Source organism: Hyphomonas adhaerens MHS-3, assembly GCF_000685235.1.
Taxonomy (GTDB): domain Bacteria; phylum Pseudomonadota; class Alphaproteobacteria; order Caulobacterales; family Hyphomonadaceae; genus Hyphomonas; species Hyphomonas adhaerens.
Genome location: NZ_ARYH01000001.1, coordinates 1,953,591 through 1,966,443, shown reverse-complemented (window position 1 = coordinate 1,966,443; position 12,853 = coordinate 1,953,591). Strand labels below are relative to the sequence as shown.

The 12,853-nt window shown below is 63.8% G+C and carries 13 protein-coding genes; 6 read left to right on the top strand and 7 right to left on the bottom strand.

Annotation, left to right across the window (positions count from 1 at the left end; all coding sequences use genetic code 11):
* The first annotated feature begins 6 nt into the window (after positions 1 to 6).
* The 6 genes from smc (at position 7) to HAD_RS09690 (ending at position 6,347) form a co-directional block, all read left to right on the top strand.
* On the top strand, positions 7 to 3,468 hold the full coding sequence (gene smc / locus HAD_RS09715) for a chromosome segregation protein SMC (RefSeq protein WP_035570761.1): 3,462 nt from the start codon (positions 7 to 9) through the stop codon (positions 3,466 to 3,468).
* A gap of 150 nt (positions 3,469 to 3,618) precedes the next feature.
* Positions 3,619 to 3,981, top strand: coding sequence for an AtpZ/AtpI family protein (locus HAD_RS09710; RefSeq protein WP_051596089.1), 363 nt, complete (start codon positions 3,619 to 3,621; stop codon positions 3,979 to 3,981).
* Complete coding sequence (locus HAD_RS09705; protein ID WP_035570759.1) at positions 3,978 to 4,748, top strand: F0F1 ATP synthase subunit A; 771 nt, start codon at positions 3,978 to 3,980, stop codon at positions 4,746 to 4,748. Before HAD_RS09710 ends, HAD_RS09705 begins: the two co-directional genes overlap by 4 nt.
* Positions 4,749 to 4,867: 119 nt before the next feature.
* Positions 4,868 to 5,104, top strand: a complete 237-nt coding sequence (locus HAD_RS09700; RefSeq protein WP_034737903.1) for a F0F1 ATP synthase subunit C — start codon at positions 4,868 to 4,870, stop codon at positions 5,102 to 5,104.
* A gap of 84 nt (positions 5,105 to 5,188) precedes the next feature.
* On the top strand, positions 5,189 to 5,740 hold the full coding sequence (locus HAD_RS09695; RefSeq protein WP_035570757.1) for a F0F1 ATP synthase subunit B family protein: 552 nt from the start codon (positions 5,189 to 5,191) through the stop codon (positions 5,738 to 5,740).
* Positions 5,741 to 5,744: 4 nt separating this feature from the next.
* Positions 5,745 to 6,347: a F0F1 ATP synthase subunit B family protein gene (locus tag HAD_RS09690; protein WP_051596088.1), complete on the top strand. Its 603-nt coding sequence runs from the start codon at positions 5,745 to 5,747 to the stop codon at positions 6,345 to 6,347.
* A gap of 182 nt (positions 6,348 to 6,529) precedes the next feature.
* On the opposite strand, the gene HAD_RS09685 is transcribed toward HAD_RS09690, so the two are convergent.
* The 7 genes from HAD_RS09685 to HAD_RS09655 form a co-directional block, all read right to left on the bottom strand.
* Positions 6,530 to 8,251, bottom strand: a complete 1,722-nt coding sequence (locus HAD_RS09685; RefSeq protein ID WP_241765339.1) for an ABC transporter ATP-binding protein — start codon at positions 8,249 to 8,251, stop codon at positions 6,530 to 6,532.
* A gap of 40 nt (positions 8,252 to 8,291) precedes the next feature.
* Positions 8,292 to 9,410 (bottom strand): inositol monophosphatase family protein, encoded by a 1,119-nt coding sequence (locus HAD_RS09680; RefSeq protein ID WP_241765338.1) that lies wholly within the window; start codon positions 9,408 to 9,410, stop codon positions 8,292 to 8,294.
* Positions 9,397 to 10,743, bottom strand: a complete 1,347-nt coding sequence (locus HAD_RS09675) for a TldD/PmbA family protein (protein WP_035570753.1) — start codon at positions 10,741 to 10,743, stop codon at positions 9,397 to 9,399. The genes HAD_RS09680 and HAD_RS09675 overlap by 14 nt, the downstream gene beginning before the upstream one ends.
* 44 nt (positions 10,744 to 10,787) lie before the next feature.
* The gene (locus HAD_RS09670) at positions 10,788 to 11,174 is read right to left on the bottom strand and encodes an MAPEG family protein (protein ID WP_035570752.1); all 387 of its coding nucleotides are present in this window, start codon (positions 11,172 to 11,174) and stop codon (positions 10,788 to 10,790) included.
* 72 nt (positions 11,175 to 11,246) lie between these two features.
* On the bottom strand, positions 11,247 to 11,522 hold the full coding sequence (locus HAD_RS09665) for a hypothetical protein (protein ID WP_034768723.1): 276 nt from the start codon (positions 11,520 to 11,522) through the stop codon (positions 11,247 to 11,249).
* Positions 11,523 to 11,644: 122 nt separating this feature from the next.
* Positions 11,645 to 11,962 carry a hypothetical protein gene (locus tag HAD_RS09660; RefSeq protein WP_035570750.1) on the bottom strand — a complete coding sequence of 106 codons (318 nt, stop codon included), beginning with the start codon at positions 11,960 to 11,962 and terminating at the stop codon, positions 11,645 to 11,647.
* 75 nt (positions 11,963 to 12,037) lie between these two features.
* Complete coding sequence (locus HAD_RS09655) at positions 12,038 to 12,757, bottom strand: fused DSP-PTPase phosphatase/NAD kinase-like protein (RefSeq protein WP_051596087.1); 720 nt, start codon at positions 12,755 to 12,757, stop codon at positions 12,038 to 12,040.
* Between the last annotated feature and the right edge of the window lie 96 nt (positions 12,758 to 12,853).

Below are 12,853 nucleotides of genomic sequence, written 5' to 3'. Positions count from 1 at the left end.
GCCGGAATGCAGATAACTGAACTTCGCATTGCCGGCTTCAAGTCGTTCGTCGATCCGCAGGATTTGCCCGTCCAACCGGGCCTGACCGGGATTGTCGGACCGAATGGCTGTGGCAAGTCCAATCTCCTCGAAGCCTTGCGCTGGGCCATGGGGGCGAGCTCCGCCCGGGCCATGCGCGGCGGGGAGATGGACGACCTCATCTTCTCCGGCTCAGCCGGACGTCCGGCCCGCGAGACTGCTGAGGTCACGCTGATCCTCGACAATTCGAACCGGACGGCGCCGCCGGAATTCAATGGGTCCGACACGCTGGAAATCGTGCGGCGCATCCGCCGGGGCGCCGGGACATCTTACAAGCTGAACGGGCGCACGGTTCGCGGGAAGGACATCACGCTCCTGTTCGCGGATGCCTCCACGGGTGCGAACTCCCCGGCGCTGGTCCGTCAGGGGCAGATCTCTGAACTGATCGGCTCGAAGCCGCAGAACCGCCGCCGCATCCTAGAGGAAGCGGCCGGGATCGCGGGCCTCAACACACGCCGCCACGAAGCAGAGCTGAAGCTGAATGCCGCGGAGGCCAACCTTGAACGCCTGTCCGAAGTCTCCGCCGAGGTCGAGCGCCAGCTGGCCAGCCTGAAGCGGCAGGCGGCGAAAGCCCGCCGTTACAAGAGACTGTCGGAAGAGATCTTCGCACTCGACGCACTGGTCGCGCATCTGCGCTGGCATGAGGCGAAACTCGCTTGCGAAACCGCGCGGGAAAAACTCGAAGAGACGAAACGCCAGGTAGAGGAAGCCTCCCGCCAGGATGCAGTGTCTGAAGCAGCCCGCGTCGAAGCCGGCGAAGGCCTCGCTCCATTGCGCGAAGCGGAAAGCCTCGTCGCGGCAAAGCTCGGTCAGGCGCGGATCGCGCTGGCCAAACTGGAAACCGAACGCAAGGTCGCCGCCGATACGCATGACCGGCTGCAATCGGAAGCCACCCGCCTGATGGAAGACATCGAGCGCGAGCAGGCCTCCAAGACCGAAGCGGAAGAAGCGCTGGCCAACGCGAAGTTTGAACTCTCGGCCCTGCCGGTCGAGGACGAAACCGCCAATGCCGAAACCGAGGCCCAGACCCGCGCCGCTCTTGAAACCGCCCGGGCCGACCTTGTCCGCGCCGAGCAGGCCGCCGACGACGCACAGGCACGCCTGTCCGAAGCCCGCGCCCGCCGTCAGGCCACGGAAGAACAAGCCGCCGCCCAGACCCGCCGCAAGGCACAGCTGACCGCAGAGGCCGAGCGCCTGCGCGCCGACATGGCCGCCCTGGAAGATGCTGTCACACTTGTCAGCAAGCTGAAGGCGGCAAAGGCGGCCGAGGAAGAAGCGGAAACCGCCCTTCAGGCCGCTGAGCGCGCCGTCGAAGACGCGGAACAACGCCTCACCACCGCGCGCGATGCCGAGACCAGCGCGCAGCCCAAACGCGATGAGGCGGCGAGCGCCGTCCGCGAACTGGAAGCCGAGATCGGCGGGCTACGCAAACTGCTTCGCAAGGCGGAAGGGCCGAGCGCGCCGCCCGTCGTGGAACGCATCCGGACACGTGACGGCTATGAAAAGGCGGTCGCGGCGGCGCTTGGTGATGACATCGAAGCCCCGACCGACAAGGCCGCTGCCATGTACTGGGGCGGCGCCGACGCGGTTGGGCAGGTCCTGCCGGACGGGGCCACACCGCTGTCTCAGTACACGGACGCGCCGGGTGAACTTGCCGCCCGCCTGTCACAGTGCGGGCTGGTCGATGCCTCAGAAGGCGCTCGCCTCGCCGATGAGATGAAGCCCGGACAGCGCCTCGTCTCCAAGGAAGGCCATCTCTGGCGCTGGGACGGGTTTGCCCGCACGCCGGATGCGCCGGTCAGTGCTGCGGCCCGCCTCGAACAGCAGGCCCGCCTCGAAGCGGCGCTCGCCGAACTGGGCCCGCTCCAGGAAACGCTGGCCGCACGCGAAGCGGAATTCGCCGCCGCCCGAGAGGCCCGGATCGCCGCAGAAGAAGCACTGCGCAATTGCCGCTATGAAATCGCCCCGGCCCAGCGCGCACTGAACATGGCCCGCAGCACGGTCACCGAAGCCGCGCAGGCCTCCGAACGGGCCGCAATGAAACGCGATACGGCTGGCGAAGCCCTGTCGCGGGCCGAGTCGGAACTCTCTGTCGTCAATGAAAACCTTGCCCTGATCGCGCCGTCCGACAGCCGCGAGCAGGAAAGCCAGCTGGAAGCCCGCCTGGCCGAAGCCCGGGCCGCCGTTGCCGAATCGCGCACCGCCGAAATCGAAGCGCGCGGCCGCCTGACCGACATCACCCGCGGCCGCGAACAGGCCGCCGCCCGGCGTCAGGGACTGGAACGTGATGTCCAGACCTGGACCAGCCGCATCGCTGCCGCGTCCGAACGTGTGGGCCGCCTGCTGGAGCGCCGCTCTGCGGCAGCCGCCGAAGCGCTGGCTGCAAAGACCCGGCCGGAACAGCTCGCGGCCGAGATCGACGCGATGTCCGCCGAGGTCGCCTCGCTGGAAACAGAACGCCAGAAAGCGGCGGACCGTCTGTCCGAAAAGGAAGCCGCGATCCGCGAAGCTGAGTTTGCGGCCCGACGCGCCTCCGCCGCCGCCTCAGAGGCGCGCGAATCCCTCGCCGGCTGGAAAGTGAAACTCGAAACCGCGGAAAGCCGGCTCGAAGAATCGGTCGAGATCGCCCGCAACAATTTCCAGCGCACGCCCGAAGGCCTGCTGGCCATCGCGGAAGCCGGGCTCGACGAAGAGGATATGGGCGAGTTCACGCCCCGCGACATCGAGCGCCGGGTTGAAGACCTGCGCCGCACCCGCGACCAGCTGGGCGGCGTGAACATGGAAGCCGAGGAAGAAGCGGCCGAAATGGAAGAACGCCTCGGCGCACAGGTCATCGAGCGGGAAGACCTCACCAAGGCCATCGCCAAGCTGCGCCAGGGCGTCGAAGCGCTGAACGAGGAAGGCCGCGACCGCCTCATCAAGGCGTTCGAACAGGTGAACGAGCACTTCAAGGCCCTGTTCACGGCGCTGTTCCGCGGCGGCCAGGCAGAATTGCGCCTCGTCGATGCCGATGATCCGCTGCAGGCGGGCCTCGAAATCTTCGCCCAGCCGCCCGGAAAGAAGCTGGGCACGCTGAACCTGATGTCCGGCGGCGAGCAGGCGCTGACGGCAGCGGCGCTGATCTTCGCGGTGTTCCTCTCGCGTCCGGCCCCGATCTGCGTGCTGGACGAGGTGGACGCCCCGCTGGATGACGCGAATGTCGACCGCTTCTGCAACATGCTGAACGAGATGCGCCAGCGCACGGATACCCGTTTTGTCGTCATCACCCACAACCCTGTCACGATGAGCCGGATGGACCGACTTTTCGGGGTTACGATGCGTGAACAGGGCGTTTCAAAGCTGGTTTCTGTGGACCTGCAGGCCGCCGAAGAGCTTGTTGCGGCGGAGTAGCGCACACATCGTGAAAATTATTCAAGAAAAAACAGGGATATAGCAATCTGCATATCCGGTTGACTTGGACAGCCCCCATACATAGTTTGCGCCGAAATCCGGGGGGAAGCCCCGTCGGCAAGGATTCGCGGCTGCGGAGCATCTGAAATCATGTCCAACGAGGGACCGAACGACCTCGGCGAGCGCATCGCCAAGGCAAAAGCGGCCCGCGATGAGCGTGAGGCAAGTAAGCGGCGCGATGAACAGGCAGACGGGACCAGTCTCTCGGCAGGGGGCTATGCCCTGCGTTACGGCGCCGAGTTTGGTGCCAATGTCTTTGTCGGAGGCTTTATCGGCTTCTGGATCGACGAGTTCGCAGGCACGAAACCCTGGGGATTGCTGATTGGCGGGACCCTTGGTTTCGTTGCAGGCATCCGGGCTATAATGCGCGCCTACAAAGAGCTGAATGCTCGGGCGCTGGAAATGACACAGGGGCAAGACGCCCCAAAAGAAGACGGGACTGAGGACGAATGAACTTCCTGTTGCCGAGCGTAGCGATCGACCCGATCCACCAGTTCCAGGTCAGCAAATGGCTGGACCTGAACATTGGTGGCGTTGACCTGTCCTTCACCAATGCCTCCGGCTTCATGCTGCTGGGCGTGGTGCTGACCATCGCCTTTTTCGGCGTGGCAGCTTCGAAGGGCCTTCTCGTCCCGTCCCGCCTGCAGTCGATGGCCGAGATCGGCTACGGCTTCGTGGCGGACATGGTTCGCGGCGCTGCCGGCGAGGAAGGCCTGAAATTCTTCCCGTTCGTCTTCACGCTCTTCTTCTTCCTGTTCTTTGCCAACATGATCGGCATGGTGCCGTACGCCTTCACCACAACGAGCCACGTCATCGTGACCGGTGCGCTGGCCCTGCTCGTGATTTCCATCGTGATCGGCTACGGCTTCTACAAGAACGGCCTGAAATTCTTCAAACTGTTCGCCCCGTCGGGCGCGCCGTTCCTGATCTACTTCCTTCTGGTGCCGATCGAGGTCATCTCGTTCTTTGCCCGTCCGCTGACCCTGGCGCTGCGTCTGTTCGCCAACATGCTGGCCGGTCACATCATGCTGAAACTGTTCGCAGGCTTCGCCGTGTCGCTGATCGGCGCCGGCATTGCCTACATTCCGGTTGCAATCCTCGCCTTTTCCATGGGCGTGGCACTCAACGCACTCGAATTCCTGGTTGCGGGTCTTCAGGCTTACGTCTTCGCGATCCTGACCTGCGTCTACCTAAACGACGCTCTGCACCCCTCCCACTAGGACCCAGTTCGCCGGTGCGGCGTCTAGGCCGCACCAAAACCGCTTGACGCCTCCCACCGAACACGCTTCACGGGCGGCAAACTTTCGAAACCTTAAGCATTCCAACAAGGAGACACCCAATGGAAGGCGATATCACCCTCGGCCTCAAATATGTCGGCGCTGGCCTCGCAACGCTCGGCATGATCGGTGCTGCAATCGGTGTGGGCAACATCTTCGGCTCGTTCCTCGACGCCGCCATGCGCAACCCGTCCGCTGCCCCGCAGCAGACCGGCAACCTCTTCATCGGTATGGCTCTCTCCGAGGCGCTCGGCATCCTGTCGTTCCTCGTCGCCATCCTGATCCTGTTCGTGGTCTAATAGACCTACGTCCAGACTGAACGGGCCGGCGGCACTCTTGCCGGCCGGCCCGATCCTGTCGTATTCCGACGCAGAGGTAACCTGATGCTGATCGCATTGCTTGCTGAAGGCGCTGCCCACGGGCACACGCCGGACGACGCACCGCCGGCTTTCCCGCCGTTCGAGACCTGGCACATGCCGGGCCAGGTATTCTGGCTCGTCATCCTGTTCACGACACTTTATCTGGCGATGTCGCGCTGGATCCTGCCGAAACTGTCGGACACGCTGGAAAAACGTTCCGACCGGATCGCTTCGGATCTCGATCAGGCAGCCCGCCTGAACGACCAGGCGACCGAAGCCCAGCAGGCCCTCGAACTGCGCGTCGCGCAGGCCCGTAGCAAGGCCCGCGAAACCTCGGAAAAGGCCAGTGAGAAGATGGAGGCCGAAATGGCCGCCGAAACTGCTCGCGTCGATGCCGAGATCGCCAAGAAACTCGAAACGGCCGATGCCCGCATCGCGACGCTTCGTTCAAGCGCAATGGCAAATGTCGAGCAGATCGCTGTCGATACCGCCGAGGCCATGACAGCCCGGTTCGGTCTCAAAGCTTCTGCCGGTGACCTGAAGTCTGCCGTCTCGGCCGCGATGGAGAAGAAGTAAGACCATGAAACGCATCGTCCTCTTCTCCGCTATCGCCGCATCGGCCCTGCCTGCTTTTGCCGCTGAAACCGAACATGGCGCCGCTGGCGGTCATGGCGGTGGCGGCTTCCTTGGCGGCCTGGCTTATGCCGCGACGGACCCCGTCACATTCACCGCCTTCCTGGCCTTCCTCGGCTTTGTTGCGATTGCCTGGCGCATGGGCGCATTCAAGACCGTGATCGGCGGTCTCGACTCCCGCGCTGATGCCATCCGCAAGGAACTGGAAGAAGCCGCCAGCCTGCGCGAACAGGCCGCTGACGCCCTGGCTGCCGCTGAACGCAAGGCCCAGGACGCCGACAAGGAAGCCGAGGCCATGATCGAACAGGCCAAGGCCGACGCCAAGCGCATCATGGAAGAGACCCGCAAGGATATCGCCGAGCGTCTCGCACGCCGTGAAGCCCTCGCGGAAGCGCGGATTGCCCGCGCTGAAGTCGAAGCAACCGAAGAAGTGCGCCGCGCAGCCGCTGACGCCGCCACCGAAGCGGCCCGCCGCCTGCTCGCCAGCGACACCGCGGTCGACCAGTTCGAGAACGCTGCCCGCGAGGTCGAGAAGGCGCTGGCCAACTAAGGCGCTTCAGGCAAACGATACAGAAAACCCCGCGAAGTTCGCTTCGCGGGGTTTTTGTTTGGCGCCCCGGCATCTGTCGCTTCACAGGATATCGGGCAAGGCCACATCCCGGACCGCCCTGCGGGGACGATTGCACGCCGGCAATTTGGAAAACAGGTAGGTGGACTTGGCTAAACTCGCCTTTAGCTGAGCTGCAGCTTCACGAGGCGGGCATAGGCGCCATCCCAGGCCAGCAGGCTGTCATGCGTCCCCTGCTCGACCACACGGCCATCCTCGACCACGAGAATGCGGTCAGCGGCGCGAACGGTGGACAGGCGGTGGGCGATGATCAGAACGGTCCGCCCGCGGCTGAAATCGCTGAGCGCCTGCTGAACGCGGGACTCGCTTTCGGCATCGAGGGCGGAGGTGGCTTCGTCCAGCAGCAGGATCGGCGCGCTGCGGAGGATGGCCCGGGCAAGCGCAATGCGCTGGCGCTGGCCGCCGGACAGGTTCCGCCCCATCTCGCCCGCCGGAGACTGATAGCCCTGCGGCAAGGCCATGATGAACTCGTGCGCGAACGCTGCGCGGGCGGCGACTTCGATCTCCGCCTTGGTGGCGCCCAGGCGGCCGAGTGCGATGTTTGCCTGGACCGTGTCGTCGAACAGGGCCGAATCCTGCGCGACGAGGCCCATGTTCGCGCGCAGGCTTTCGCCGGTCATCGTACGGATGTCCTGCCCATCGACGCGAATCTCGCCGGAAACGGGGTCGTAGAGGCGCAGCAGCAGATTGAAGATCGTGGACTTGCCGGCACCGGACGGGCCAACGATGGCGACCGTCTCCCCGGGTTCAGCCTTGAAGCTCAATCCTTTCAGGGCGGGCGTCCCGTCCGGATAGGAGAAGACCACGTCCTCGAAAGAGACATCGCCAGACACTTTGCCGAAGCGCCCTGCCCCCGGCCGGTCGGCCATCACGGGTTTGGCTTCGATGATCTCGAACACGCGGTCCGCCGCAGCGCCGCCTTCCTGCGCGACCGAGTTCAGCGTGCCCAGCGCGCGGATCTCCGGCGAGGCAACGCCCAGCGCGGCGATGAAGGCAAGCAGGTCGCCGAGGGACATCTGGCCCAGCGATATCCGCCAGGCCGCAAAGCCCAGAATACCGGCCAGCGCCACACCGCCCGCAATTTCGAGGATCGGATCGACAGCGGCCCGGTCGGCCAGGACTTTCAGGAACAGGCGCGAACGTTCGGCAAAGCCGCTGCGCGCGCGGCCTTTCTGGTAGGATTCGAGGCCATACGCCTTGATCACGCGGGCCGCCTGAAAACCTTCAGACAGGAGCGACGTCATCTCGCCGACCTGTTTCTGGGCCCGGCGGGAGCGCTTGCGCACCCGGTTGCCGAGGCTGATGACCGGGGCGAAAGCAATCGGATAGGCGACGAGGATCAGCAGGGTCAGCTGCCAGTCGATCCAGGCCATCACGGCAAGACAGCCGATCGTGGTGGCTGTGCTCTTGGTGAAATTGTTGGCAAAGCGCAGGGCCGCGTCGCGGATGGCGTTCACGTCATTGATAAAGCGCGAAACGAAGCCGCCGGACGCATCTTCTGAAAACCGCGCAAAGTCGCCGTCGATCAGCGATTCGAACTCATGCGCCTGCATGCTGACGAGGCCGCGCTGGACGCCGGTATTGTTGAGCAGCGTCATCAGGTACATGGTCAGCGAGCGTGCCGCCGCCAAGGCGACAATTGCCGCCCCGATGTGCAGGATCCAGCCGGAATCAGCTGATCCGGTGGCACCAAAGCTCGCTTCCAGCCGGTCGCCCATCAGCTTCAGGACATAAGTATAGGCCATGGCACACAAGGATGTGCCCAGCGCCATCAGCGTGCCGCCGATGAACCAGCCGAGGTGCGGCCGGAAATAGGCCGCGAACAATCTCCGCAGGCTCCCCCGCTGCGCCTTCGGGTGCTCCTGATCAGACGTGATGGTGATCCCCCGTCAGCGGATCCAGCAGCTTGTGGGCATGCAGGATGAAATAGCGCATTTCGGCGTGGTCCACCGTGCGCTGCGCCGCTGATTTCCAGGCGTCATAGGCATCTTTGTAATTCGAGAAGGCACCGACAAAGTCCATCTTGGACAAGTCTTCGAACTCAATTCCGGTCACGTCCTTCAGCTCACCGCCAAACACGATGTGCAGCAATTGCTGCTGGCTTTTCGGGGCGTCGCCCATTTTCTTCTGCTCCGTGGTTGTGGCGGCGCTGGCCGCCCTTTCCTGTGGGTCAGGTATACCCACAAATCCTGTCCTGCGCACTAACAGAGGGTGAAGCCCGGCGCCAGCCGCTATGACACTGCGCTGCGCAGGAACTTCCTGATTGAACACAAGGGGTTCACCCCGGTGGGTGGAGACGACTCCCCCCGCCTGTTCGACGAGCACTGTCCCGGCGGCAAGGTCCCAATCGGACTTGCCCGCAAGCGTCACGGTTGCATCCCATTCGCCGGTCGCAACCAGCGCCATGCGCAGCAGGGTCGAGTTGGGTTTCGGCCGGGCGATCACCACTTGGGGCCAGGGTTCCGGCCAGGCCGGATGCTCGAGCATGCCTTCATTGGTGATCAGGCGGCAGCCGGTCTCTTCCGAACAGGCCGATACGCGGATCGCCTGCCCGTTCAGGAAGGCGCCGCCCGCATGCCAGGCCTCGTAAAAACGGTCCAGCCTCGGTGCATAGAGCACACCAGCCACGGCGCGGCCTTCTTCGATCACGGCCAGCGCGACACACCAGTTCGGATCGTCGCGCATATAGGCGCGCGTGCCGTCGATCGGATCGACCACCCAGCAGCGCTGCTTCCGGCGCGCCTCAAGGCTGTCGGTCGTCTCTTCGGACAACCAGCCATATTCAGGCCGCGCGCGCTGAAGATGCGCCGCGCAGAGCCGGTTCACTTCGATATCGGCTTCGGTGACCGGGCTGCCCCCGGCTTTGTGCCAGACGCGGTTTGGTTGCCCACCGCGCTGATAGGAGACCGCAAGCTCGCCGGCCTCACGGGCAAGCGCCCGCATTGTGTCCAGGTCTTCGAGGAGCGTCCGCTCAGCTGCCCGCAAGACTCATCCCTTCCACAAGAATACTTGGCGCATCCCGCGTGCCGCGGAATTCCAGATTGGACGCCGGCACAAGACGCGAAAACATGGATGGCAGGTCCCCGGCGATGGTCACTTCGGACACCGGATAGGCGATCTCGCCATTCTCGAACCAGAAGCCGGCCACACCAACGGAATAATCGCCCGTGTTGGGGTTGATGGACGGGCCGAACATATCGGTCACCAACAGGCCCTGGCCGACTCCGGCCATCAGTTCTTCCGGCGTTTTCTCTCCGGCCCGCAAATAGATGTTGGATGTGGTCACCCCCGGCGGATCTCCGAAGCCCAGGGCGGAAAAGCCATTCGGCTGCAGGCCCAGTTGTTTTGCCGATGGCGTGTTCAGCAGCCAGGCGGTCAGCCGGCCATCTTCGATCAGGTGCGTCTCATGAACGGGCAGGCCCTCGCCATCATGACTGCGCGAACCCATGCCCATGTCCCGGAACGGATCGTCGGTGATGTAGACCCCCTTGGCGAACACCTGCTCGCCCATCCGTTCTTTCAGGTAAGAGACGCCGCGCGCAATGGACGGCCCGGAAATGGCACCCAGCAAGGCGCCAATCAGGCTGGCCGAAACGCGCCGGTCATAGATGACGGCGGCCTTTTGCGTCCCAAGCTTGCGCGCGCCGAGACGGGCGATGGTCCGGTCGCCCGCCGTTTTGCCCACTTCCTCTGGCAACGGCATTTTATTGAGGAAGCGGACTGACCAGGAATCATAATCCCGCTCCATCTTGCCGTCCTTTTCCGCCACGGCGGACAGGCCCAGGCTGGTGGACGATCCGGTCTTGAATGCGGCAAAGCCATTGGAGGCAGCGACCCAGCGCTTCGAGCGGTTCCAGGAGGCGCCGCACCCGGCCACCGTCTTGATCCCCGGCGTGCCAAGCGCAGCCGCCTCGGCGGCCAATGCGCGCTCTTCCAGCGCCTCAGCCGGCATTTCCGGCTCTCCGGACAGGTCCATGTCGAGATCGCCTTTGGCGAGCATGGAGGCGTCCGGCAGGCCGCAATACTTGTCTTCCGGCACGGCTTTCGCCATCGCCACGCAGCGTTCGGCCAGCAGTCTCAGCCCATCGGGCGACAGGTCGGCGCTGGACACATGCGCCTGGCGCTTTCCGTAGAAGCAGCGCAGCGCGACCGAGACGCTCTCCTCGCGCTCAATGCTTTCCAGCTTGCCGTCCCGCACTGCAACGCCGACGCCATCCGTCTCGCCGATACGGGCATCTGCTGCGTCTGCGCCAGCTTTGCGGCACTGCTCAATAAGGCCGGCGAGGAGATCTGCCGGCGGGGTTTTAAAATCAGCCATGCGCGCTAGATGGCCTGCGGCTTCTGCAGGCGCAACTCCCCGTGTCAGAAACTGCCCTGCCAGATCAGCAGCCCGGCGACGATCAGCATCGGAACCCAGGTCAGCAGCATGCCCAGCGCGCGGGACGCCATGATCGATGCCGACAGGCCAACGGCATGCAACAGGCGGCCCGCCGTAAAGCTCGCGCCAAGGGCATGGACCAGCATGGCCGAACTGCCCAGGGCCGCCGTCATGAACAGGCCGACCAGGAAGGCCGGAACGTATTCGCTGGCATTGCCATGCGTCCGGATCCGCAGCGCCAGCGTGTCATTCCCGCCATCACCGACCGAGACCTGCGCGGACCGCCGGTGCATCATCACCCACACGGCCAGCACAACCAGAAGCGCAATGTTCACCCCGACATAAAGCGCGGCCACCTGTGTCGAATTCATATCCGTTCCTTCCCAAATGAAAGACCGCCAGCGTTTCCGCCGGCGGCCCTGTGATCCCCCGCAAGGACTTGATCAGTCGTCCCGGCGCGCATCCGGCAGCCGGTCGTTGATATCGTCCCGGATGTCGAGCAGCGTCACGATCAGGCCGCAGATCAGGCTGGCTGCGATCCAGCCGCCCACGGTGAACACCGCGAAATCCGCCACCTGGGCCAGCGTGCCCGTCAGGCCCACGAGTTCGCCCGTGAATTCACCCTTGTTGTAAATGCCCAGCGCGATCCCCGATACGATGACGGCGATATAGGCCACGTAGATCATCGTACGGAAGCTGTTGATAATAAAGAACTTCATGGTCTTCCCCTTTCTGGAGCAAATCGGAATCTAAGGGGATTAACCCTGTTCGTCACGCAAATACTCGTCAGAAACGAACCTGACCCGCCCCAGCTGGTGCAGATTTGCACTATCCTGCGCGCTTACTCGTCCTCTGTGGCCGACAATTCGCACGTTTCCATTTCCTGCTCGGCGTCGAAAAACTGCATCTTTTCATCGTCCGACAGGCTGAGAATATATTCGCCAACCGGTCGCTTTTCGCGGGAGATCGCCACTGCGGAGCGCTTGAACAGGTCCGGGCTGAGCTTGGCCTCCATGGCATCAACGATACAGGCGCAGGTTTCCGGTGCTTCGCCTTCGGCGATGCAGGTGTCGACCAGCTGGTCGTGACTGTCCTTCGAACCGCCACATCCGGTCAGCGCGGCGGCAAATGCCAGCCCCGCAAGCGTGATCGTGCGCATCGGCGTCTCCCTCACCGGTATCAGGGCTGAGCGAAGCATGAATCCCGCTGTGGGGGAAGCGTTCCGGTTTGCCGGCTACTCGCGCTGCAGGATCTTGTCGACCTGAACGCCCTTGCCGAAATCGCGCAGGAAGTCCTCTTTCACCTGCAGCCGGTCATAGTCCTCGGCAATCCAGTCGAGGAAGGGCTTCCACTCGTCCTCCGGCCGGCCTTCATTGAAATCGGCATAGGCCTGGAAGAAGGCATCCAGCATCCCGGTCTTGCCGTGCTTGATGTGCAGATATTTGAAGGAAAGCTGTTCAGTCGCCTGATGGAACGGCACTTTTTCCTTGAGCAGCATGTAGAGCACAGCCATCAGCCCGGCCCGGTCCGCGCCGGATTTGCAGTGCATCAGGGCCGGATATTCGATCGTCTCAAACAGGTCGCGCGCCGCGAAGATTGCTTCACGGGTCGGCGTATCGCGGGAAAAAACCTGGAAATCGATCAGCGTGATGCCGGCCTGTTCGCAGGCTTCCTTCTCCAGCAGGTAATAGCCCTTGGTGCTCTCGCCCCGGAGATTGAGGATGGTCCGCAGGCCGAGCTCGCGGGCGTATTTCATCACCTTGGCGGGAGACGGCTGGTTGGACCGGTACATGTCCGGCGAGATCTGGTGGAGGTTCTGGTAGATCGCGCGCAGGAACCCGTGGTCCTGCCAGACCATTTCGCGCCGCGCCCGCGCCCGACCCTCGCGGGTCGAGAGGTCGGCAGCGATGTGCTTGCGTTTCTTGCGCTTTGCCTTGGGAGTCAGTTTCACCATGAAGCTTCGCGATTAGCCTTCCCCCCGGTTTCCATCAAGCGCTGGCTCGCAGGGAAATCTAAACCGGGTGGTAAGGTTCTTTTACGATCATGTCAT

What these genes read in the sequence shown, in the direction of transcription:
- smc (WP_035570761.1), top strand. Translation starts at nt 7, where the DNA reads ATGCAGATAACTGAACTTCGCATTGCCGGCTTCAAGTCGTTCGTCGAT.
- HAD_RS09710 (WP_051596089.1), top strand. Translation starts at nt 3,619, where the DNA reads ATGTCCAACGAGGGACCGAACGACCTCGGCGAGCGCATCGCCAAGGCA.
- HAD_RS09705 (WP_035570759.1), top strand. Translation starts at nt 3,978, where the DNA reads ATGAACTTCCTGTTGCCGAGCGTAGCGATCGACCCGATCCACCAGTTC.
- HAD_RS09700 (WP_034737903.1), top strand. Translation starts at nt 4,868, where the DNA reads ATGGAAGGCGATATCACCCTCGGCCTCAAATATGTCGGCGCTGGCCTC.
- HAD_RS09695 (WP_035570757.1), top strand. Translation starts at nt 5,189, where the DNA reads ATGCTGATCGCATTGCTTGCTGAAGGCGCTGCCCACGGGCACACGCCG.
- HAD_RS09690 (WP_051596088.1), top strand. Translation starts at nt 5,745, where the DNA reads ATGAAACGCATCGTCCTCTTCTCCGCTATCGCCGCATCGGCCCTGCCT.
- HAD_RS09675 (WP_035570753.1), bottom strand. Translation starts at nt 10,743, where the DNA reads ATGGCTGATTTTAAAACCCCGCCGGCAGATCTCCTCGCCGGCCTTATT.
- HAD_RS09670 (WP_035570752.1), bottom strand. Translation starts at nt 11,174, where the DNA reads ATGAATTCGACACAGGTGGCCGCGCTTTATGTCGGGGTGAACATTGCG.
- HAD_RS09665 (WP_034768723.1), bottom strand. Translation starts at nt 11,522, where the DNA reads ATGAAGTTCTTTATTATCAACAGCTTCCGTACGATGATCTACGTGGCC.
- HAD_RS09660 (WP_035570750.1), bottom strand. Translation starts at nt 11,962, where the DNA reads ATGCGCACGATCACGCTTGCGGGGCTGGCATTTGCCGCCGCGCTGACC.
- HAD_RS09655 (WP_051596087.1), bottom strand. Translation starts at nt 12,757, where the DNA reads ATGGTGAAACTGACTCCCAAGGCAAAGCGCAAGAAACGCAAGCACATC.